This is a genomic window from Neobacillus jeddahensis, assembly GCF_000612625.1.
Lineage (GTDB): Bacteria > Bacillota > Bacilli > Bacillales > Cytobacillaceae > Neobacillus > Neobacillus jeddahensis.
Genome location: NZ_CCAS010000002.1, coordinates 132,353 through 153,971, shown reverse-complemented (window position 1 = coordinate 153,971; position 21,619 = coordinate 132,353). Strand labels below are relative to the sequence as shown.

At 38.1% G+C, this 21,619-nt stretch carries 25 protein-coding genes; 23 read left to right on the top strand and 2 right to left on the bottom strand.

Features of this window, described 5'->3' with window-relative positions; translation table 11 throughout:
* The first annotated feature begins 4 nt into the window (after positions 1–4).
* From spoIIIAC to spo0A, 22 genes are all read left to right on the top strand, one after another.
* On the top strand, positions 5–208 hold the full coding sequence (gene spoIIIAC / locus TY15_RS01640) for a stage III sporulation protein AC (RefSeq protein ID WP_040208144.1): 204 nt from the start codon (positions 5–7) through the stop codon (positions 206–208).
* A 16-nt stretch (positions 209–224) separates the two neighbouring features.
* Positions 225–614, top strand: a complete 390-nt coding sequence (spoIIIAD, locus tag TY15_RS01635; protein ID WP_179301891.1) for a stage III sporulation protein AD — start codon at positions 225–227, stop codon at positions 612–614.
* A 25-nt stretch (positions 615–639) separates the two neighbouring features.
* Positions 640–1,839, top strand: a complete 1,200-nt coding sequence (spoIIIAE, locus tag TY15_RS01630; RefSeq protein ID WP_040208147.1) for a stage III sporulation protein AE — start codon at positions 640–642, stop codon at positions 1,837–1,839.
* Between the two features lie 12 nt (positions 1,840–1,851).
* Positions 1,852–2,481: a stage III sporulation protein AF gene (spoIIIAF, locus tag TY15_RS01625; protein WP_040208148.1), complete on the top strand. Its 630-nt coding sequence runs from the start codon at positions 1,852–1,854 to the stop codon at positions 2,479–2,481.
* The gene (gene spoIIIAG, locus TY15_RS01620) at positions 2,474–3,121 is read left to right on the top strand and encodes a stage III sporulation protein AG (protein ID WP_040208149.1); all 648 of its coding nucleotides are present in this window, start codon (positions 2,474–2,476) and stop codon (positions 3,119–3,121) included. The genes spoIIIAF and spoIIIAG overlap by 8 nt, the downstream gene beginning before the upstream one ends.
* Before the next feature lie 15 nt (positions 3,122–3,136).
* Positions 3,137–3,688 carry a SpoIIIAH-like family protein gene (locus TY15_RS01615; protein WP_040208150.1) on the top strand — a complete coding sequence of 184 codons (552 nt, stop codon included), beginning with the start codon at positions 3,137–3,139 and terminating at the stop codon, positions 3,686–3,688.
* A gap of 294 nt (positions 3,689–3,982) precedes the next feature.
* Complete coding sequence (gene accB, locus TY15_RS01610) at positions 3,983–4,495, top strand: acetyl-CoA carboxylase biotin carboxyl carrier protein (RefSeq protein ID WP_040208152.1); 513 nt, start codon at positions 3,983–3,985, stop codon at positions 4,493–4,495.
* A 14-nt stretch (positions 4,496–4,509) separates the two neighbouring features.
* Complete coding sequence (gene accC / locus TY15_RS01605; RefSeq protein ID WP_040208154.1) at positions 4,510–5,865, top strand: acetyl-CoA carboxylase biotin carboxylase subunit; 1,356 nt, start codon at positions 4,510–4,512, stop codon at positions 5,863–5,865.
* 18 nt (positions 5,866–5,883) lie between these two features.
* On the top strand, positions 5,884–6,291 hold the full coding sequence (locus TY15_RS01600; protein WP_040208157.1) for an Asp23/Gls24 family envelope stress response protein: 408 nt from the start codon (positions 5,884–5,886) through the stop codon (positions 6,289–6,291).
* A 261-nt stretch (positions 6,292–6,552) separates the two neighbouring features.
* Positions 6,553–6,951, top strand: coding sequence for a transcription antitermination factor NusB (gene nusB, locus TY15_RS01595; RefSeq protein WP_040208159.1), 399 nt, complete (start codon positions 6,553–6,555; stop codon positions 6,949–6,951).
* 35 nt (positions 6,952–6,986) lie between these two features.
* On the top strand, positions 6,987–7,844 hold the full coding sequence (gene folD / locus TY15_RS01590) for a bifunctional methylenetetrahydrofolate dehydrogenase/methenyltetrahydrofolate cyclohydrolase FolD (RefSeq protein WP_040208161.1): 858 nt from the start codon (positions 6,987–6,989) through the stop codon (positions 7,842–7,844).
* A gap of 156 nt (positions 7,845–8,000) precedes the next feature.
* On the top strand, positions 8,001–9,359 hold the full coding sequence (gene xseA, locus TY15_RS01585) for an exodeoxyribonuclease VII large subunit (protein ID WP_040208453.1): 1,359 nt from the start codon (positions 8,001–8,003) through the stop codon (positions 9,357–9,359).
* On the top strand, positions 9,349–9,579 hold the full coding sequence (locus TY15_RS01580; protein ID WP_040208164.1) for an exodeoxyribonuclease VII small subunit: 231 nt from the start codon (positions 9,349–9,351) through the stop codon (positions 9,577–9,579). The genes xseA and TY15_RS01580 overlap by 11 nt, the downstream gene beginning before the upstream one ends.
* 2 nt (positions 9,580–9,581) lie before the next feature.
* Positions 9,582–10,475, top strand: a complete 894-nt coding sequence (locus tag TY15_RS01575; protein ID WP_040208166.1) for a polyprenyl synthetase family protein — start codon at positions 9,582–9,584, stop codon at positions 10,473–10,475.
* Positions 10,476–10,660: 185 nt separating this feature from the next.
* Positions 10,661–12,556, top strand: coding sequence for a 1-deoxy-D-xylulose-5-phosphate synthase (gene dxs / locus TY15_RS01570; RefSeq protein WP_040208168.1), 1,896 nt, complete (start codon positions 10,661–10,663; stop codon positions 12,554–12,556).
* A gap of 3 nt (positions 12,557–12,559) precedes the next feature.
* A complete protein-coding gene (locus TY15_RS01565) occupies positions 12,560–13,399 on the top strand; it encodes a TlyA family RNA methyltransferase (protein ID WP_040208169.1) in 840 nt (279 codons plus the stop codon).
* 169 nt (positions 13,400–13,568) lie between these two features.
* Positions 13,569–14,018, top strand: a complete 450-nt coding sequence (gene ahrC / locus TY15_RS01560; RefSeq protein WP_040208171.1) for a transcriptional regulator AhrC/ArgR — start codon at positions 13,569–13,571, stop codon at positions 14,016–14,018.
* 15 nt (positions 14,019–14,033) lie between these two features.
* Complete coding sequence (gene recN / locus TY15_RS01555) at positions 14,034–15,722, top strand: DNA repair protein RecN (RefSeq protein WP_040208172.1); 1,689 nt, start codon at positions 14,034–14,036, stop codon at positions 15,720–15,722.
* 220 nt (positions 15,723–15,942) lie between these two features.
* Positions 15,943–16,461 carry a hypothetical protein gene (locus TY15_RS01550; protein WP_096911897.1) on the top strand — a complete coding sequence of 173 codons (519 nt, stop codon included), beginning with the start codon at positions 15,943–15,945 and terminating at the stop codon, positions 16,459–16,461.
* Between the two features lie 208 nt (positions 16,462–16,669).
* On the top strand, positions 16,670–17,638 hold the full coding sequence (locus TY15_RS01545; RefSeq protein ID WP_052353677.1) for a peptidoglycan recognition protein family protein: 969 nt from the start codon (positions 16,670–16,672) through the stop codon (positions 17,636–17,638).
* A gap of 267 nt (positions 17,639–17,905) precedes the next feature.
* Positions 17,906–19,195: a SpoIVB peptidase gene (gene spoIVB / locus TY15_RS01540; RefSeq protein ID WP_040208174.1), complete on the top strand. Its 1,290-nt coding sequence runs from the start codon at positions 17,906–17,908 to the stop codon at positions 19,193–19,195.
* Positions 19,196–19,489: 294 nt separating this feature from the next.
* Complete coding sequence (gene spo0A, locus TY15_RS01535) at positions 19,490–20,281, top strand: sporulation transcription factor Spo0A (protein ID WP_040208175.1); 792 nt, start codon at positions 19,490–19,492, stop codon at positions 20,279–20,281.
* Between the two features lie 75 nt (positions 20,282–20,356).
* Here spo0A and TY15_RS23395 read toward each other — a convergent pair whose 3' ends face one another.
* Positions 20,357–20,497, bottom strand: a complete 141-nt coding sequence (locus TY15_RS23395) for a YycC family protein (RefSeq protein WP_074432757.1) — start codon at positions 20,495–20,497, stop codon at positions 20,357–20,359.
* A gap of 36 nt (positions 20,498–20,533) precedes the next feature.
* On the opposite strand from TY15_RS23395, the gene TY15_RS01530 reads away from it, so the two are divergent.
* Positions 20,534–21,262 (top strand): glycerophosphodiester phosphodiesterase, encoded by a 729-nt coding sequence (locus TY15_RS01530; protein ID WP_040208177.1) that lies wholly within the window; start codon positions 20,534–20,536, stop codon positions 21,260–21,262.
* Between the two features lie 12 nt (positions 21,263–21,274).
* On the opposite strand, the gene TY15_RS01525 is transcribed toward TY15_RS01530, so the two are convergent.
* Positions 21,275–21,511 carry a DUF2627 domain-containing protein gene (locus TY15_RS01525; RefSeq protein ID WP_040208178.1) on the bottom strand — a complete coding sequence of 79 codons (237 nt, stop codon included), beginning with the start codon at positions 21,509–21,511 and terminating at the stop codon, positions 21,275–21,277.
* Positions 21,512–21,619 lie beyond the last annotated feature (108 nt).

Below are 21,619 nucleotides of genomic sequence, written 5' to 3'. Positions count from 1 at the left end.
AGCAATGGGGTTAGAAGTGGATATTATTTTTAAAATTGCCGGTGTGGGAATTGTGGTTGCTTTTTTGCACACAGTTTTAGATCAGGTCGGTAAAAAAGAATATGCCCAATGGGTGACGCTATTCGGTTTTATCTATATTTTATTCCAAGTAGCTTCCATCGTGGGTGATCTTTTCCAGAAAATAAAATCAGTGTTCTTGTTTCAATAGAAAGGGGGGCTCTGCCATTGAAATCATCAAAATAGTCGGCCTAGCTCTTACTGCAACATTTTTAGCCTTGATCATTAAAGAGCAAAAACCTAATTTCGCCTTTCTCTTAGTTGTTTTTGTTGGCTGTGTCATCTTTCTCTTTTTAGTGGATAAAATTTTTGAAATTATCCATATGCTTGAAAAATTAGCTGTCAATGCAAAAGTAAATATGGTCTATGTAGAAACCATTCTTAAAATTATTGGCATTGCATATATTGCCGAATTCGCTACGCAAATAACCAAGGATGCCGGTCAGGGGGCGATTGCCTCCAAAATTGAATTAGCAGGAAAAATCATCATTCTCGCCATGGCAATCCCGATTCTTACTGTATTGATTGAAACCATAATAAAACTAATCCCGAGCTAATGAAGTCCTTAAAAGAGGTGTAGAAATGAAGCAGCGGTTGCAGATTTTTCCTATTATGATTCTCTTCTTCTTTTTTTTATTTAGTCCTAATGTCCAAGCCTCTGAAGAGATTAAAGACACAGCAAATCCTCTTTCACCACAAGAACTTGTAGATGCTCAGCTAGAAACCTTGGATCTTACCGAACTAAAACAATTTTGGGAGGATATTACGATTAAATACGGCGGTTTCCTTCCAGAAAGTCAAAAAGGCAGTCTATATGAATTTGTAAAGGGTGATAAAAAATTTTCCTTTAAACAATGGGGACAAGGTGTTTTAAAATTTGCCTTTCATGAATTTGTCGCAAATGGGAAATTATTAGGGTCATTAATTATGTTAACCATTTTTAGTATGTTTCTTCAATCCATGCAAAACGCTTTCGAGAAAAGTACCATAAGCAAGATCGCTTATTCAATAGTATATATGGTACTGGTTATCCTGGCCCTAAATAGTTTTCATATAGCTATCAGTTATACAAACGAAGCGATCGGGACGATGATCTCTTTTGTTCTTTCACTAGTTCCACTGCTCCTGGCGCTTATCGCGGCCTCTGGGGGTCTCGTATCCGCTGCCTTCTTTCACCCTGTTATTCTATTCTTAATGAATATGAGCGGATTATTTATGCAATATATTATCCTTCCACTTCTCTTTTTAGCTACTTTACTTAGTATCGTCAGTACGATGTCAGACCAATACAAGGTGACACAATTAGCAGCACTTTTACGCAACTGGTCGATTGGCTTGATGGGACTTTTCTTAACCGTATTTCTTGGGGTTATTTCAGTCCAAGGGGCATCAGCGGCTGTTACAGACGGTGTGGCAATCAGAACAGCTAAATTCGTGACAGGCAATTTCATACCTGTTATTGGGAGAATGTTTACCGATGCTACAGATACTGTTGTTAGCGCATCTGTACTCTTAAAAAATACCGTTGGGATTGCAGGGGTTGCGATATTGTTAATTATTGTGGCATTCCCAGCGATAAAAATATTAATGATTTCCTTTATCTATAAATTTGCGGCAGCTATCCTTCAGCCATTAGGGGGGGGGCCCGTGATTAAATGTCTTGATATTATCAGCAAAAGCGTGATCTACGTGTTTGCTGCATTAGGAATTGTATCGCTCATGTTCTTTTTAAGTATAACTGTCATTGTGGCAGCGGGGAATTTAACGATGATGATGAGATAGGAGGGAAACTAAATGGACTTTTTGAAAGAGTGGGTAACTAATATAATCCTTTTTATCCTACTGGCGACAGTCATTGATATGCTCCTACCCAACTCAAGTATGCAAAAATACTCCAAGATGGTTACAGGGCTGCTCTTAATCGCGATTATTCTTACTCCTATCTTTAAATTAATCTCAAAGGATTTTGAATCAGCACTTGGTTCCATCCCTTCTTATCAAGCCCCAGGAGAAAAAAATATGGAAAATTTAATAGATTTAAAGAAAAAAGAAATACAAGCCTCCCAACATGCATATATTTTAGAAGAATTGGCTGTCCAGCTAAAAAAGGGTGTTAAGGAGGAGTTGATGGAGCAATACGGAATGGAGATAGAAAAAATTGACCTGGCCATAAATGAAAAAAGTGACCAAGCATTTCCTGAAAACCTCCAAAAGGTAATGGTTCTTCTAAAACAACCAGAAGATGGCTTGAAGACAGTCGAAGCGGTAAAACAAATCGAAATTAACACTGAACAACCTCTTCCTTCTGAAGGATCTACCGAAGAAACAGAAAAAATTGCCTCATTTCTCTCACAGAAATGGAATGTAACCGAAGAAACAGTGGAAGTTTCGATTGAAGGGGGGAATAAAAAGAAAAATGGATAACAATAAGGGACCATTATCATGGCTCAAAAAAATACTCAGACTCGATGAAAAGGGTGAGAAAAAACCTGGTAAATACCAGTATATGATTCTTGTTCTTTGCATCGGTGCAGCCTTCATGCTAGTTGGAAATATCGTGTTTAAAAATGAAACAAGTTCTTCGGCACTACCCGCCTCAACGAATGAAAAGGCGGAAGAAGATGTTCCGACTTTTGGAGTGAAAAAGAGTACAGAAAATAAGGCAATTGCAGAATATGAGGAAAAGTACGAGGACCAAATGAAGAAAGCCTTACAGGAAATGTTGGGGGTAGATGATGTTACAGTTGTGGTGACGATTGATTCAACGGATAAGAAAGTTCTCGAAAAAAATCGAGTGACAAAATCGCAAACAACCGATGAAACAGACCGTGAAGGAGGACAGCGTAAAGTTGTCGATTCCTCGACTGATGAACAACTCGTGATTATCCGTGAAGGTGAAAAAGAGGTTCCCATCGTGGTAGAAACGAAAAAGCCAGACATCCGCGGTGTCCTAGTAGTCGCCAAGGGTGCAGATAATATTGAAGTGAAAAAATGGATTAAGGAAGCAGTTACAAGGGCTTTGGGAGTACCGAGCCACCGAGTTGCTGTCATGCCTAAAAAATAAAAGGGGGATTTTCAAATGCTTTTGAAAAAACAAACGGTTTGGTTATTAACAATGTTAAGTCTAGTCGTCGTGTTATCGGTTTATTACATTACTTCTCCTGAGCTAAAGAATAGTGACCTAGCAGCAGTTCAACAAAATGCAAAGGACCAAAATCTTGGTAAAACGAAGACAGAGGCCAAAGATGGTAAAACAGTCGTCTCTAGCTTGGCTGGAGATGTTGCATTTGAAGAACTCCGGATGAAGCTAGAAGACCTGCGCAGTGAACAACAAGAAGACTTGACAACACAATTGGCATCAACGGATCTATCACCAGACGAAAAAAGTAAAGTAAAAGATCAAATGGATAAATTGAATCAAATTGCCCAAAGTGAACAATTACTTGAAACCTTTATTAAAACAATGGGCTATGATGATGTCCTTGTTAGAGCCGATGGAGAAAAGGTAATCGTGACGGTTAAAGCAAAGAAAAAGCCATCTGCCTCTGATGCAAATAAAATTATGCTTGAGGTCAAAAAAGAAATTGATGAAACCAATTATGTAGCAGTTGAATATCAACCAGCTAAATAATCGGACGGAATAGAAGCAGAACGCAACGAATAACCATTTTAGAGTTTAGCAATGGGAAGGTCTAGGACTTTCCTTTTTTTTTGGTCTATTCCCATTAGAATGGGGAATAATAATCATTTGAACTCCAATCAGCCTGTAAAAATTCCTTTTTCATAAAATTAATATTAAGATGTATAAAGGATATGTTTGGTGAAATGTTCTGCACTTTAATTTAGATTATTGAACTTTTACTAGATATTATCGTATAGTATTAGTAGTTAGTACTAATAAAAGTTGTACAAGGAGTGTTACTCAATGTTAAAAGTACAAGAAATCCGCGAATTGATTAAATTGGTTGACCAATCGAGCATTGATGAATTTGTATATGAAATTGATGGATCAAAGATCAAAATGAAGAAAAATTCCGCCACTACGGTTGTTTCGCAAGTTAGTCGTATTTCACCTGAAGTTGAGTTAGTGCCGGCAATCCAACAGGCACCTGCCAAACAAGCAGTATCGGCATCTGTCCAGGAAATAGTTCAGGAAGCGGCAAAACCAGAGGTAAGTACTCAAGCAGACACAGCGAACTTGCACAAAATTACGTCACCGATGGTAGGGACCTTTTATGCGTCTCCAACCCCAGATGCAGACGAATATGTTAAAGCGGGGTCAAGGGTTTCAAAGGATTCCATCGTTTGCATTGTTGAAGCAATGAAGTTGTTTAATGAAATTGAAGCCGAAGTTAACGGAGAAATTATTGAAGTTCTCGCTAAAAATGGACAATTAGTAGAATATGGACAGCCTTTATTTATAGTAAAGCCTGAGTAAGGAGCGGTAACAGGATGATAAAAAAACTGTTAATTGCAAACAGAGGAGAAATTGCAGTAAGGATTATTCGCGCCTGTAGGGATATGGGAATTGAATCAGTTGCCGTTTTCTCAGAAGCAGATCGTGAGGCACTTCATGTTCAACTGGCAGATGAGGCCTATTGTATCGGACCTACATCCTCAAAAGACAGTTATTTAAACGTAACAAATATTATTAGTGTAGCAAAGCTAACTGCCTGTGATGCGATCCATCCCGGTTATGGGTTCCTCGCAGAAAATGCTGATTTCGCGGAGCTGTGCCGAGAATGCAAAATTACATTTGTAGGGCCAAGCCCAGAAGCGATTACAAAAATGGGGACAAAGGATATCGCAAGGGAAACCATGCGAGAAGCAGGGGTTCCAATTGTTCCAGGCTCAACAGGAATTATTAATGATATTGATGAAGCACTTGAGCTTGTAAAAGTGATTGAATATCCAGTCATCATAAAAGCTACAGCAGGCGGAGGCGGTAAAGGTATTCGCGTAGCCAAAAATGAGCAAGAATTAATTAAGGGAATAACCATAACACAGCAGGAAGCATTGACTGCATTTGGTAATCCTGGTGTATATATCGAAAAATATATTGAGGATTTTCGTCATGTTGAGATTCAGGTACTTGGTGATTCATATGGAAACACGATTCATTTAGGCGAAAGGGATTGCTCAATCCAACGGAGACTGCAAAAGCTCCTTGAAGAAACTCCTTCACCTGCTCTAGACGGAGAAATTCGTGCCGAAATGGGGAATGCAGCAGTAAAAGCTGCAAAAGCAGTTGATTATTCTGGTGCCGGCACGGTAGAATTTATATATGACTACCGCAATCGCAAATTTTATTTTATGGAAATGAATACAAGGATTCAGGTGGAACATCCTGTAACAGAAATGGTCACTGGAATTGATCTTATTAAAGAACAGATTCGAGTGGCAAGCGGCGAAAAACTAACCTTAAATCAGAAAGATGTTACTTTCACCGGATGGGCCATTGAATGTCGGATCAATGCAGAAAATCCTGAAAAGAACTTTTTACCTTCTGCTGGAAAAATTAAAATGTATTTACCACCTGGTGGATTAGGTGTCCGTATTGATTCAGCAGCATATCCAGGATACACCATTCCTCCTTACTATGATTCCATGATTGCGAAGGTCATCACTTATGGCAGCAGTAGGGAAGAAGCAATATCGAGAATGAAACGGGCGTTAAGTGAGTTTGTAGTAGAAGGCATTCATACAACCATTCCGTTTCATTTAAAATTGCTAGAACATGAAAAATTTGTTGAAGGCAACTTTAATACGAAATTCTTAGAGTTGCACGATGTGATGAAGTCTATTTAATAGATGGAGGTGTCTTAGATGAGCGAGTATAATGTCTTGGAAATGGAACAGGGGAATAATGGCCATGGGAAAATTGAAATTGCCCCTGAAGTAATCGAGGTTATTGCGGGGATTGCTGCTTCTGAAGTAGAGGGCGTAGCTGGTATGCGTGGTAATTTTGCCACTGGCGTTGTAGAACGCTTAGGGAAAAAAAATCACGGTAAGGGCGTTAAAGTGGAGCTAACTGAAACTGGAATCAAAGTTGATGTCTATTGCTTAATGAAGTTCGGCACTTCAATTCCAACAGTTGCCGGTAAAATACAAGATAATATTCGTCAGGCGTTGTTAAATATGACAGCGTTAGAGACAGAAGAAGTTAATATTCACGTGGTTGGTATTCAATTCGAAAACCAAAAGATTGAGACTGAGATTGATTCAGAGATATAGCCTAAGAAAACCAAAGGTGATCATACCTTTGGTTTTTCTACTTTTAACCATAGAAAAAAACTGAGGGTGCCTGCCTATAAGTGACTCTTGGCCTATGGAGGAATACTTCCCTTTTTAATAAATTTCATCCATACCGTGCGAATCCATTTTAGTTATGCTATTATCTTTTTATGTGCAAGCTATCTTAAATGTGTTTTTCCAATAGTTATGTATGAAAATAGACAAAAATTATTTAATATATCTAAAGGAGTTAACGGTATAATGAAAAGAAGAACAGCAAGGGAAAAAGCGCTACAGGCTCTTTTTCAAATCGACGTAAGTAGTGCGGAACCAGCAATAGCAATTGAACATGTCTTGGAAGGGGAGTCAAGTGACGAATATCTATCAAAATTGGTAGAAGGCGTTGTTGAACAAAAATCAGAAATTGATCAATTAATCACTGAAAACCTCGAAAAATGGACTTTAGACAGACTAGCAACAGTAGATCGAAATTTATTAAGAATGGCTACTTATGAATTGAAATACTGCAAAACGGAAGTTCCTGAGAATGTTGTTTTAGATGAAGCTATTGAAATCGCTAAAATATTCGGGGATGATCAATCAAGCAAGTTTATTAATGGTGTTCTTTCAAAAGTAAAACAAAAGCTTCTTACCGATTAATTAATAAAGTCCTAACGAACAAGGGAGAGATGGTTATGACTGCTCAAATTATTAATGGAAAAGAAATTGCTGCGAAAAAAAAATTAGAAATTGCCGAAGAAGTAGCGAGACTTAAAACACAGGGGATTACTCCGGGGTTAGCTGTTATTCTCGTGGGACGTGACCATGCATCACAGACTTATGTGAATAATAAAGAAAAAACATGTAAAGAACTTGGAATGTATTCATTGTTGATTGAAATGGATGAAAAAGTTTCCGAAGAAGAATTACTTGGGAAAATTGATGAATTAAATAGGGATTCAGCTATTCATGGTATTTTGGTTCAACTGCCATTACCAAAGCATATCGACGAGAAAAAGGTAATTGAAACCATTTCACCTTTAAAGGATGTCGATGGCTTCCATCCGATTAATATTGGTAGGATGATGACAGGACAAAATGCCTTTCTGCCATGTACTCCATACGGAATTATGGTATTACTTGAGGAAACGGGTATTTCGATTGCAGGAAAAAATGTAGTGGTTGTGGGGAGAAGTAATATTGTCGGTAAGCCTGTTGGGCAATTATTTCTCAATCAGCATGCAACGGTGACATACTGCCATTCCAGAACAAAAGATTTATCATTACATACGAATCAAGCGGATATCCTTGTGGCTGCTGTGGGTATTCCAAACTTTATAAAAGCTGAGCATGTTAAAGAAGGTGCAGTTGTTATTGATGTAGGAATTAATCGAAATGAAGCTGGCAAGCTTTGTGGGGATGTGGCCTTTGATGAAGTGAGTGAGAAGGCTGGATTTATCACTCCTGTACCAAAGGGAGTTGGCCCTATGACGATTACGATGCTTATGTATAACACCTTAAAATCAGCAGCTGAAAGTCTTGACCGCGATTAAGTTGGATCTTGTCCTTATCTTATTTCTATTTTTAGCTCTTATTGTTTTTTACAGACAATAGAAGGAGCTAAATTTAAAATGGATAAGGACAGTTTTATTCTTATTGGGAAACGGCATACATCGCCAATTACTTTTTTGGTCAAAAAGGAGTTTCTTATGGAAGAACAAAGATATTTATCTGTGAATGCTTTAACTAAATATATAAAAAGAAAATTTGATGTGGATCCTCATCTTCGAGAAGTTCATGTAAGAGGAGAAATATCAAATTTCAAACAGCATTCGAGCGGACATATGTATTTTACATTAAAGGATGAAAAAGCCCGGATTCTGGCTGTGATGTTTTCAAAACAATCTCGTTTCATGAAATTTTCACCTGAGAACGGGATGAAGGTAATTGTAAAAGGTGATGTCTCTGTATATGAACCAAGTGGTCAATACCAAATATATATCAAAGAAATGCAGCCCGACGGCATTGGAGAATTGTTTTTAGCTTATGAACAGCTAAAACAGAAATTGGAGTATGAAGGTCTATTTGCATCTGAAATAAAAAAAGCTATTCCACTTTATCCAAGGACAATTGGTGTTATTACATCGCCAACAGGTGCAGCTATTCGGGATGTCATTACGACAATAAAACGACGTTATCCCATTGCCAACATTCTTGTTCTTCCTGCGCTTGTGCAAGGGGACAATGCTGCACCCTCGATTGTCAAGGCGATTGAAAAAGCAAATAGTATGAATGATATCGATGTTTTAATTGTCGGACGTGGTGGAGGGTCGATTGAAGAGTTATGGGCATTCAACGAGGAACTAACTGCACGTGCGATTTTTGCCTCCAAGATTCCCATTATTTCAGCAGTTGGGCATGAAACAGACTTTACAATTGCCGATTTTGTAGCGGACTTGCGAGCACCAACGCCAACAGGTGCAGCAGAGTTAGCAGTCCCTCATATTGACGAGTTAGTGGAGCGGATTTTCCAGCGGCAAACCCGTATGCTCCGAGCTATGAATGGAAAGTTTCAGTTCGAACGAGAAAGGTTAAATCGTGTTCAAAGATCGTATGCCTTTCGTTATCCTCATCGCCTCTACGAACAAAAGATAGAACAGCTTGACAAATTAACTGAATTGCTTGTCCGAGGGACGTCCAGATTATCTACATTGAAAAAAAATCAGCATGATACCCTGTTTAAAAGATTACAACGAAACCACCCTAACGAAGCAGTGATGGAGGCAAAAAAGCGACTTGAACGGACGCAAAAAGATATGAATCGCTTCATGCAACAGATACTAGGGAAAAAGCAAACGGAATTCGATCGAATCCTGTCAACCCTGCAAGCATTAAGTCCATTGAAAATAATGGAACGAGGCTATAGTTTGGCCTATTCTAAGGATAATCGCCTTGTGAAAAGTGTCCATCACGTAGTTGTGAATGAAAAAGTTCAGATTCAATTAACCGACGGTAGCCTTATCTGCAATGTGAATTCCATAAAGGAGAGTGAAAAGAGTGACGAATGAAAAAACAATAACCTTTGAAGAAGCAATGACGAAGCTTGAACAAATCGTTGATAAGCTGGAAGAAGGAGACGTTCCATTGGAAGAAGCAATTCTTTTCTATAAGGATGGTATGGAGCTTTCCAAACTTTGTCATGATAAATTAAAAAATGTCGAGGAACAACTGACACAAATCATTACGGAGGATGGACGAACGGAGAGTTTTTCTATTGAGGAGGAATAAACTTGGAAACTGGGTTATTAGACGCATTTGCACAAGAATACAAAAAGCTACTTGAATCGGAGCTAAGAGTGCTAGTTGAAAAGCTGGATGCCCCTTTAGTAATCAAGGAATCCATGATTTATTCCCTTGAAGCAGGCGGGAAAAGAATCCGCCCACTCCTTTTATTTGCCACCTTAGATGCGTTTGGAATAGACCCCAAAAAAGGAATTCCTGCTGCGGCCGCTATTGAGATGGTTCATACATATTCCTTAATCCATGACGACCTGCCAAGTATGGATAATGATGACTTAAGAAGAGGAAAACCGACGAATCATAAAATTTTTGGGGATGCCATTGCCATTTTAGCTGGTGATGCGTTGTTAACCTACAGTTTTGAGGTTATCGGGTTACTAACAAAAGACTTTGCCTCAGCTGATACAAAGTTAAGGTTAGTGGTGGAAATGGCAAAAGCTGCCGGTACGGAAGGAATGGTTGGTGGTCAAGTTGCCGATATGGAAGGGGAGGGGAAAGTACTATCCCTTGAAGAACTAGAATATATACATATTCATAAAACGGGTAAACTGCTTAGGTTTAGCGTGGTCGCTGCGGCAATTTTAGCTGGAGCGAACCCATCTCAACTAGACAACCTCTCAGCTTTTGCTCATCACCTTGGCCTTGCATTTCAAATACAGGATGATATTCTTGATCAGGTTGGCAATCAAGAGATAATAGGGAAACCAGTTGGAAGTGATACTACCAATCAAAAAAGTACCTACCCACAGCTTTTATCACTTGAGGGCGCAAAAGCTGCACTACATAATCAGATTTTGCAAGCAAAGGAATATCTGATTAAGACCGACTTAAATACTAACTTGCTTAGGGAAATAACGGATTTAGTTGCTTCAAGGGACCATTAAAATGAGGGGTTTGAGGCATTGAATTTAGTATGTTATAATCGTCTCAATAAGAGAGCGTTGTTCATGCCGTTATCACTTATGTGTTAGCGGCTATTTTTACAGAATTCGTGAAAACCTAACAAAGATAAATCTAATTTGTTTGCAATAATCTAGAAAGAAAATGTATGAAAGTGAGTGGTCCCAAAATGGATTTATTATCAATAAAGGACCCATCCTTTTTAAAAGGGATGTCGAATAAAGAGTTGGAGGCTTTAAGTCAAGACATTCGCCAATTCTTAATTGAAAAACTGTCTGTGACGGGTGGGCATATCGGACCGAATTTAGGGGTTATTGAATTAACGATTGCTTTACATAAATGTTTTAATAGTCCTAAGGATAAAATTCTCTGGGATGTAGGTCATCAATCCTATGTTCATAAAATATTAACAGGGAGAGCCAGTGAATTTGACACCTTAAGACAGTTTAAAGGACTATGTGGTTTCCCGAAACGGATCGAAAGTGAGCATGATGTGTGGGAGACAGGGCACAGCTCTACATCACTATCAGCTGCAATGGGAATGGCTATTGCTAGGGATTTGAAAAAGGAGAAATCCTTTGTTATCCCAGTTATTGGGGATGGGGCATTAACGGGTGGAATGGCTTTAGAAGCTTTAAATCATATTGGTCATGAAAAGAAAAACATGATTGTCATTTTGAATGATAATGAGATGTCCATTGCCCCGAATGTCGGTGCTGTTCACAATATCCTTGGTCAATTGCGGACCGCTGGAAAGTATCAATGGGTCAAAGATGAACTTGAAGTCTTGTTGAAGAAAGTGCCTGCTGTCGGCGGGAAACTTGCAGCAACAGCTGAACGAATCAAGGATAGTCTTAAGTATTTAGTTGTTTCAGGCATGTTTTTTGAAGAACTAGGCTTTACGTATTTAGGCCCAATCGATGGCCATAATTTTGAAAATTTATTTGAAAATCTGGCTTATGCTAAGAAAACAGAAGGCCCAGTTCTCCTGCATGTTATTACCAAGAAGGGAAAAGGGTATAAACCGGCAGAGAGCGATAAAATAGGTACTTGGCACGGAACTGGCCCTTACAAGATGGACACGGGTGATTTTGTTAAACCTACACAAAAACAGCCGCCTGCTTGGAGTAGTCTTGTAAGCGAAACCGTTCGAAAACTGGCACGTAGTGATGAGCGAATAGTGGCCATTACTCCAGCGATGCCAGTAGGCTCTAAACTAGAAGGGTTTGCCAGTGAGTTTCCTAAGCGAATGTATGATGTAGGAATTGCCGAACAGCATGCTGCCACGGTTGCAGCAGGTTTAGCAACTCAAAATATGAAGCCATTTTTAGCGATTTATTCAACCTTTTTGCAACGAGCATATGACCAGGTTTTACATGATATTTGCCGTCAAAACTTAAATGTTTTTATTGGAATTGATCGTGCTGGTTTAGTAGGTGCCGATGGGGAAACACATCAGGGGGTATTTGATATTGCCTTTCTAAGGCATATTCCTAACATCGTCCTGATGATGCCGAAAGATGAGAATGAAGGACAACATATGGTCTATACGGCTTTACGGTATGATGATGGTCCAATCGCGATGAGGTATCCTCGTGGGAATGGAGTTGGTGTACAAATGGATGAAGAATTCCAAACTATACCGATTGGGACTTGGGAGGTATTAAAAGAAGGCGATGATGCTGCTATTTTAACCTTCGGTACGACGATTCCAATGGCAATGGAGGCAGCCGCCGCTCTTGAGGAACAAGGGATCTCAGTGTCCGTTGTGAATGCAAGATTTATTAAACCAATGGATGAACAAATGTTAACCAATCTGTTAGATAATAATATTCCGGTTCTCACAATTGAGGAAGCAGTATTACAGGGGGGATTTGGGAGCGCTGTTCTTGAGTTTGCCCAAACTAAAGGTTTCAATCATGCACAAATTGATCGGATGGGAATACCTGATCAATTTATTGAACATGGAGATGTTAACTCCTTGCTGGAAGAGATTGGCTTAACAACTGATGAAGTAATGAAAAGGATTTCCGTTTTGGCTAGGAAAAAACAACAAAGGGCATAAAATATGAAAAATAAAGAACGTTTAGATGTTTTACTTGTTGAACGAGGTCTAATTGAGACACGCGAAAAAGCAAAAAGGGCGATCATGGCTGGGTTAGTTTATACGAACGAAGAACGTTTAGATAAACCTGGTGAGAAAGTAAAAGTCGATATTCCTCTGAATATTAAAGGAAAAATGCTTCCCTATGTAAGCAGGGGGGGATTAAAGCTAGAAAAGGCCTTAAAAGTTTTTGATGTGAATGTCTTGGGAAAGGTTTTATTAGATATTGGTGCTTCAACCGGAGGATTCACCGATTGTGCGCTGCAAAATGGGGCAAAAATGTCGTATGCCCTTGATGTAGGCTACAATCAGCTCGCCTGGAAACTTAGACAAGACGAACGGGTTGTGGTAATGGAAAGAACTAATTTTCGTTATGTGACTCCTGCGGACCTTCATGGTGAAATGCCAAACTTTGCATCGATTGATGTATCGTTTATTTCTTTAACATTAATTTTGCCTGTATTAAAAACTCTTCTAATTCCTGGCAGTGATATTGTCGCCCTGGTAAAGCCACAATTCGAAGCAGGGCGTGACCAGGTTGGTAAAAAAGGGATTGTACGCGATGAAAAGGTTCATCTACAAGTAATTGACAAAATTGTGAATTTTGCTATAAAGGAATCCTATACAGTAAGCAATTTATCTTTTTCTCCGATTACTGGCGGTGACGGCAATATTGAATTTTTGTTACATCTTACATGGGAAGGTGAACGAGAAGCAGGAAGCAATCTTTTACCTGTCAGTCCTGATGAAGTGGTGAAGGCCTCACATCAAGAATTCAAAACGAAACAAAATCCAGAAGGATAGGCAGATGCTTATCCTTTTATGTTTTACTTTTTATCTATGGATTTTATTAGGTAAGTGAATAGCAAACTGGACTTAGTAATAGCTTTAAGAATAATTGTACAAGTTTGCAAAAATCGGCTAACATATGGGTAGATACAACTGATGTTTTCAATGATTATGGGGTGAAAAAATGAATAAAGGTCAACGCCATATAAAAATAAGAGAAATTATTGCCAGCAATGATATTGAGACACAAGATGAGTTGGTAGATGAATTAAAAAGTGCAGGATATAATATTACACAGGCAACTGTATCAAGGGATATTAAAGAATTACACCTTGTCAAAGTACCTTTAACGGATGGACGGTATAAATACAGTTTGCCAGCTGACCAACGATTTAACCCTTTACAGAAATTAAAAAGGTCATTAATCGATGCATTTGTAAGGATTGATTCGGCCGGACATTTATTGGTAATGAAATGTTTACCAGGGAATGCAATGGCGATCGGGGCACTTATCGATAATCTCGATTGGGAAGAAATATTAGGAACGATTTGTGGTGATGATACAATGTTAATTATTTGCCGTACTCCTGAAGACACGGAAATCATCACAAACCGATTCCTTGACATGCTTTAATTGGGGGAGAGTTTCTTGTTAGCAGAACTATCAATAAAAAATTTCGCTATTATTGAAGCCTTATCCATTTCATTTGAAAAGGGATTAACCGTTTTAACAGGGGAGACAGGTGCAGGAAAATCAATTATTATCGATGCCATACACTTACTAGTAGGCGGTAGAGGATCGGCAGAATTTGTACGTCACGGGGAAGATAAGGCCGAAATCGAAGGTCTATTCCAACTGGATGATCCTAGCCATCCAGTTATAATGAGGTCATTAGAATTTGGGATCGACATCGAAGAAGGAATGGTTGTTTTACGCCGTGACATTTCTAAATCAGGTAAAAGCGTTTGCCGAGTGAATGGGAAATTGGTAACAATATCAACATTGCGTGAAATTGGATCAACACTTGTTGATATTCATGGTCAACATGAACATCAAGAACTCATGGATGAAACGAGACACTTACCTTTACTTGATCAATTCGGGGCTGAGGAAATACTTCCTTCACAAAATGAATATACTGAAGTATTCCGCCGATATGAACACACTTTACATAAATTAAAATTATTAAGTGAAAATGATCAACAAACTGCTCACCGGTTAGATTTAATACAATTTCAATTTGATGAAATACAAAATGCTAATCTAAAACCTCGTGAAGATGAAGAACTTTTCGAGGAAAAAAGAAAATTGGGGAATTTTGAACGAGTATTTGAAGCCATTCAATCAGGTTATAATGCCCTCCACGGGGAACAGAAGGGGCTAGATTGGATTGGGATGGTCATGGGGCATATTGAGGATGCTGCCACATTGGATTCAACCTATAAGGAGCTATTTGAATCCGTCTCCAATAGCTTTTATCAATTAGAGGATGCTGCCCATACATTACGAAATGAATTGGATTTATTGGAATACGATCCCCAAAGGTTAAATGAAATTGAAGATCGTTTGAATGAAATTAATCAGTTGAAACGTAAATATGGTAAATCAATTGATGAAATTGTAGAATATTCCGCGATGATTGAAGAAGAAATCGAAACACTACAAAATAAAGAAACACATATTGAAGAACTGGAAAAAGAACTAACCTCGATTAAAAAGGACTTAACTCTTGAAGCTCAACAATTAACTGAAATCCGTCATAAATGGGCTGAAAAGCTCACAAAATTAATTCACAAAGAACTGAAAGAATTATATATGGCCAAAACCATTTTTGAGATCCGATTTGAATCCGATCTAGAACATTTTTCGAAAAATGGTGTTGATCATATTGAGTTTTTTATTTCTACAAATCCGGGGGAACCATTAAAGCCGCTCTCTAGGGTTGCATCGGGTGGAGAATTATCACGAATTATGTTGGCCTTAAAGAGTATTTTTTCCAAGCACCAAGGTGTTACCTCGATTATTTTTGATGAAGTAGATACGGGGGTTAGTGGTAGAGTAGCCCAGTCGATTGCAGAAAAAATTTATAAAGTGGCATATGATTCGCAGGTTTTATGTATTTCTCACTTACCACAAGTTGCTGCGATGGCTGATACCCACTTGTTTATAGCGAAGATGATTAAAGGGGGAAGGACGAAAACATCGGTTAACCCGTTGAAAACTGAAGAGAAAATCAAAGAAATTGGCCGGATGATTTCAGGGGCTGAAATAACCGATTTAACGAAAAAGCATGCAGAGGAATTATTGCAATTAGCTGTAAAAACAAAGCTAAATTGAAAAGCTATCCAAATTGGGTAGCTTTAAATTAGAAGATAAAAAAGAAAACCTTAAATGATTGAGATATCAATGTTTAAGGTTTTTTCTTGTATTTCTAGGCTTTTTAATAAATTTTTTTAGGATCAAATTTAGAATTCCGAGTATTTTTTTGTTCCAAATCGCTATATCTTGATAATTCTAGGGAATGTTATTCCTAATGGATTGAACAGGAGGTGGTCTGGTGAAAATTTTGAAGTACTCGAAGTTGTTATTACTATTAGTGATGATACTTCCTTGGGGTACTACACCATTGTTAGGGAAAAGTGCTTTTAAGAGGTTTTTACCAGCAGGGGTATTTATTTCTCTAATGGTGAGAATTGTAAATATAATTGCAAAAAAAGGCAAATGGTGGTGGTGGTATGAACCTTTCCATCCAAATTTATCGGGAGTAATTCCCTTCATGTTAGGACCGTTCTTTGTTGGTTCAATGTGGATATTAAAATGGACGTACGGCAAATTTTTTAGATATATGATATTGAATTTAATCATGGATTCGATATTTACTTATATTGTGGTGCCTTATTTAACAAAATTCGGAATCGCATCTTTGGTTCGAATGAAAAAAATTCAATTGATGTATGTTTTTACTGTTCTAGCTACGATTTTATACCTTTTTCAAATCCTAAAAGAAGTTGTTCAACGGAAAAGAATTGGAGACATTCAGTTGAATCGAAATAATATTGAAGAATATATCCCTTAATTAAAAATTAAAATGAGTCTTCAAGGCTCTTTTTTTATTGAAGGGTAATGAAAAGCTTAGACAATGGCACTGTCATCCGGACGGTGCTTTTTTTATTGCACTCCCCTAGAAGTTTAAATGCCCAGGACCTAATTAAATGTTTACCCATTTGTCCATGTCAAAAATAAATAATTTTCATTATATATATAATAAAGGAGATGATATGTGTATGAATATTGTTCAACGCTTTATTCCTGCGTCAAACAAAGATACTCGTTCAGGAATTAAAATGGTTCCTAAGTACATTACCATCCACGAAACTGATAATCCAAGCCCTGGTGCAGATGCAGATGCACACGCGCGACTTCAGGAAAGAGGTAATGATCGTACAGCATCTTGGCACCTTCAAATCGATGATCATGAAGCCATTCAATCTATTCCGTTTGATGAAGTCGCGTGGGCAGCAGGCGATGGCGAAAATGGTCCAGGTAATAAGCTATCCATTCATATTGAAACCTGTGTTAACTCAGATGGAGATTTTAAGAAAGCTGTACAGAACACTGCAGAAGTAACAAGACAATTAATGGTGCAGTTTAATATTCCGATTGCAAACGTTGTCCAACATAATCATTGGAGCGGCAAAAACTGCCCCCGACACTTGAGAGCGGGGGATTGGGGCATTAGCTGGTCTGACTATATTGGAATGGTTCAGGGAATAAAAGTTGCTCAGACTCCAGTACAACCTGTAACAAAGTCATCCCCATCCAACCTATTAAAAAAAGGTTCTACAGGTGAAGCAGTTAAAAAGTATCAGCAGGATTTAATAAAAGCGGGAGAAAAACTCCCAAGGTATGGAGTGGACGGAGACTTTGGCGAAGAAACTGAAGTGGCAACAAAAGCATTCCAAGCTCGACACGGATTATCTGTGGATGGAATAGCAGGACCCGAAACATTAGCGAAACTTGCAGAAGTGCTAAGCTCGCCTGCTACAGGGGCATCTGTGGTACCTTACCCTGGGCATTCAATAAAAAGAGGCAGCAAGGGCACAGATGTGCAACGTGTCCAACGTGCAGTAGGTGTAACAGCGGACGGTGATTTTGGTCCTGCTACTGAGAGAGCCGTTAAGGCTTACCAATCTCGTCATGGCTTAGCAGCTGACGGTATTGTTGGACCGCAAACTTGGTCAGTCATGTTTTAAATGAATAAAAGCCCCTGTCTCTGCCGAGATAGGGGCATATTAATGTAAAAGATGGTAGGTGCGTGGTTTATTCTGTAGAAAAATAGTGTATTTATGATTAAGCACGATTAAAAAGTAAATAATCATATTAAGTCAAATTGTTATTCCTATCCAAATTGGGTAGCTTTTTTATATTGAACGAAGTTATAAATGCTTGTTAAGGAGGCAAAATTAAAGGTGTAGCCATTTTTATTGGAGTAATGAAAAGAAGCGAGGAGAGTGAAGAATTTGAAGTTAGACATAATTAGAAAGATTATTGGTGGAATTCTCCTTGTTTCATTAATTAGCCTGATTTTTTTTCAACCTATACAACAATACATTGCCATGCCAAAATCAATTACTGTTTTTGAAGGACAGGATTACACGGTTCAAAAGGCTGCACCGGTATCAGCCACTTTAGCTTCACATGAATCCAATATCACACTTGATCAGGAAAAACATGCAGTGTCCATTAAAGCAAATAAAAAGGGCAGTAATGAAATGCTATTAGAATTTGCTGGAATCCCCATTAAAAAGGTCGATGTTCATGTTTTAAAAGATTTTCGAGTAATTCCTGGCGGTCAATCAATTGGTGTAAAGTTAAATACGGTAGGCGTATTAGTAGTTGGACACCATTTGATTAATACAGACAACGGAAAAAAATCTCCGGGTGAAATTGCAGGGATCAAAATAGGAGATATCATTACGGAAATTAATGGAAACAAAATTGAAAAAATGACAGATGTAGCACCATTTGTTCAAAATGCAGGCCAAGATGGTAAATCACTTGATATGGTGATTAGTCGAGAAAGTGGCAAATTTACCACAAAACTCACCCCATTAAAAGATAAAGGTGAAAAAACCTATAAACTTGGTTTATATATTAGGGATTCAGCAGCTGGAATTGGAACGATGACCTTTGTCCATCCACAATCTAAAAAATATGGTGCCCTAGGACATGTTATTTCAGACATGGATACCAAAAAGCCGATTGTTGTTGAAGATGGTCAAATTGTCCGTTCAACCGTTACCTCCATTGAAAAAGGAAGTAATGGCGACCCAGGCGAAAAACTTGCTCGCTTTTCTTCAGATCGTGAAATAGTAGGAAATATTCAAAAGAATAGCCCGTTTGGAATTTTTGGAGAACTAAATAAAGATTTAAAAAACGGTGTATTAGATAAACCGCTTCCGATCGCATTATCCCATCAGGTAAAAGAAGGACCGGCAAAAATATTAACTGTCGTGAACGATGACCGCGTAGAAGAATTTGATATCGAAATTGTCAGCACAATTCCGCAAAAGTTTCCAGCTACAAAAGGCATGGTTATTAAAGTAACCGACCCAAGACTCCTTGAAAAGACAGGAGGGATTGTTCAAGGAATGAGTGGAAGTCCGATTATCCAAAATGGTAAGCTGATCGGCGCTGTTACCCATGTCTTTGTTAACGATCCTACCTCAGGGTATGGGGTTCATATTGAATGGATGTTAAATGAAGCTGGAATTAATATATACGATACCCCTAAAAACAAGGCAAGCTAAAATGAAGAATAAGATAAGCAAAATAGGGGGATACCCTTATTTTGCTTATTTTATTAAAAAGAGAGTTTTCGACAATAATCTTCTATAATCTGAGAAATGTGCGAATATAGTCGAAAAGGAGAGGAAAACAAAGAAAAAATAAGATTTTATCACTAATTTAAGAAATATTAAAAAAATCAGAGGAATTTTTGTTGCATTGTCGAATTTCTAATTTAGAATAGAATTAAGAGATACCAGATTATTTGAATGTAAAGATGAAAATAGAGCTTTGATTTGAATGAGGAGGAACTGGAATTGAAGAAGATAAAAGTGTGTGTTGTAGATGATAATAGGGAGTTAGTTGGGTTATTAGAGGACTATATCTCGTCCCAAGATGATATGGAAGTTGTAGGAATTGCACATAATGGTCAAGAGTGCTTAGATATGTTAGCAACGACTGACCCAGATGTTCTGGTATTAGACATTATTATGCCACATCTAGACGGGCTGGCAGTCCTAGAACGCCTGCGTGAACTAAAGAAAGGGACACTTCCTAATGTTATTATGCTAACAGCCTTTGGTCAGGAAGATGTAACAAAAAAAGCAGTTGAACTAGGTGCCTCCTATTTTATTTTAAAACCGTTTGATATGGAAAACCTGGGTAACCATATTCGTCAGGTAAGTGGTAATGCTAATTCCTTTTCACGAAAGTCAACCACAACTAGTTACCGTTCTCAGTCAGAACAAAAACCTAAAAATTTAGATGCAAGTATAACAAGCATCATTCATGAAATTGGTGTACCAGCACATATTAAGGGGTATTTATACTTACGTGAAGCTATTTCAATGGTCTATAACGATATAGAGCTGCTAGGTTCTATCACGAAGGTATTATATCCAGACATTGCTAAGAAATATAACACGACAGCTAGCCGAGTGGAACGAGCAATCCGCCATGCTATTGAAGTTGCATGGAGCCGAGGCAATATTGATTCAATCTCATCTTTATTCGGTTATACGGTGAGTATGTCTAAAGCTAAGCCTACCAATAGTGAATTTATCGCTATGGTAGCCGATAAATTGCGACTTGAACATAAAGCTTCATGAAATGATCAGTAAACGAGTAGAGGCCTTCATTAAAGTGAATGAAGGCTTTTTACTTTATTATGCATTTTTTGTGTATTAATTGTCTTTTCCCTTCTCTACTTCCATTAATTTTTGAATGAGAATATGCTGGGGCATATGCATAAGCTGTTCTAGGGGAACATTTAACTTTTTCGAAAGCATTATGGCGGTTTCTGGTGATAATTGTAAAGGTCTCACTTGTCAGTCTCCATTTCATAGTTAGGATGTGAAAATATGACATTAATTTTTGCTCATCGCGGATACTCGGCTTCTTATGCTGAAAATACCATGGGAGCCTTCCTTGAAGCGGAGAAGGCTGGTGCGGATGGGGTAGAACTCGATGTTCAATTAACAAAAGACGGTGAAATTGTGGTGATCCATGATGAAAAAGTTGATCGAACAACGAGTGGAACCGGGTTTGTAAAAGATTTATTATTCAAGGAAATTAGAAAACTAAATGCAAATGTAAAAGGAATTAAAAAGGAACCAGTTCCATCCTTAATTGAGGTATTAGAATGGATGAATACAAACAAGTTACGCTGTAATATTGAACTAAAAAACGGGCTCGTTCCTTATGAAGGAATGGAAGAAAAGGTAATTCGGCTTGTCCGGAAATATGATTTGATGGACAGAATTATCATTTCTTCTTTTAATCACTATAGTATCGTCGATAGTTACCGGATGGCACCTGAAATAGAAACAGCCCCGCTGTTTATTGAGGGAATCTATATGCCATGGATTTATGCTCAATCGATTCGCGCAAAGGGCATTCATCCGAAGCATTCAGCTATGTCAGATAATATTATCATAAATACAATGGATAGTGGGATAGCAGTGCGTCCCTATACTGTGAACAAGGATATGGATATGCACAGATTTTTTAATATAAATTGTACTGCCATTATAACTGACGACCCCGTTAAAGCAGTACGAATAAGGAAACAATATGAAAAGAGACCGTAGCTAGTGGTCTCTTTAGTACTTTCTGTATTTTGTCTGAACTTTGTTCCTTTTACGATCGCGATGAAAAATAAACCCTGCTACAAACCCAAGTCCTCCGATGAAAAAAATCAATCCGACGAGAAATTGTAGCCCCAAATTGGGAAACGGTGCTTGAAGTATTCCGAATGTCATATCACGCATTAATTTAATTCCCAAGGCTGCTAACGCACCTGGAATCACTAATATGATGAGGGCAATAATCCGTATCATAATAAATCCTTCCAATTTCTAATTTTAAAAAGATAAAATAGTTTCTACTTTTCTTATCCCATTATAGCTCAAAAAAATATTAATACATAGATGAAAATTGTCATGGCC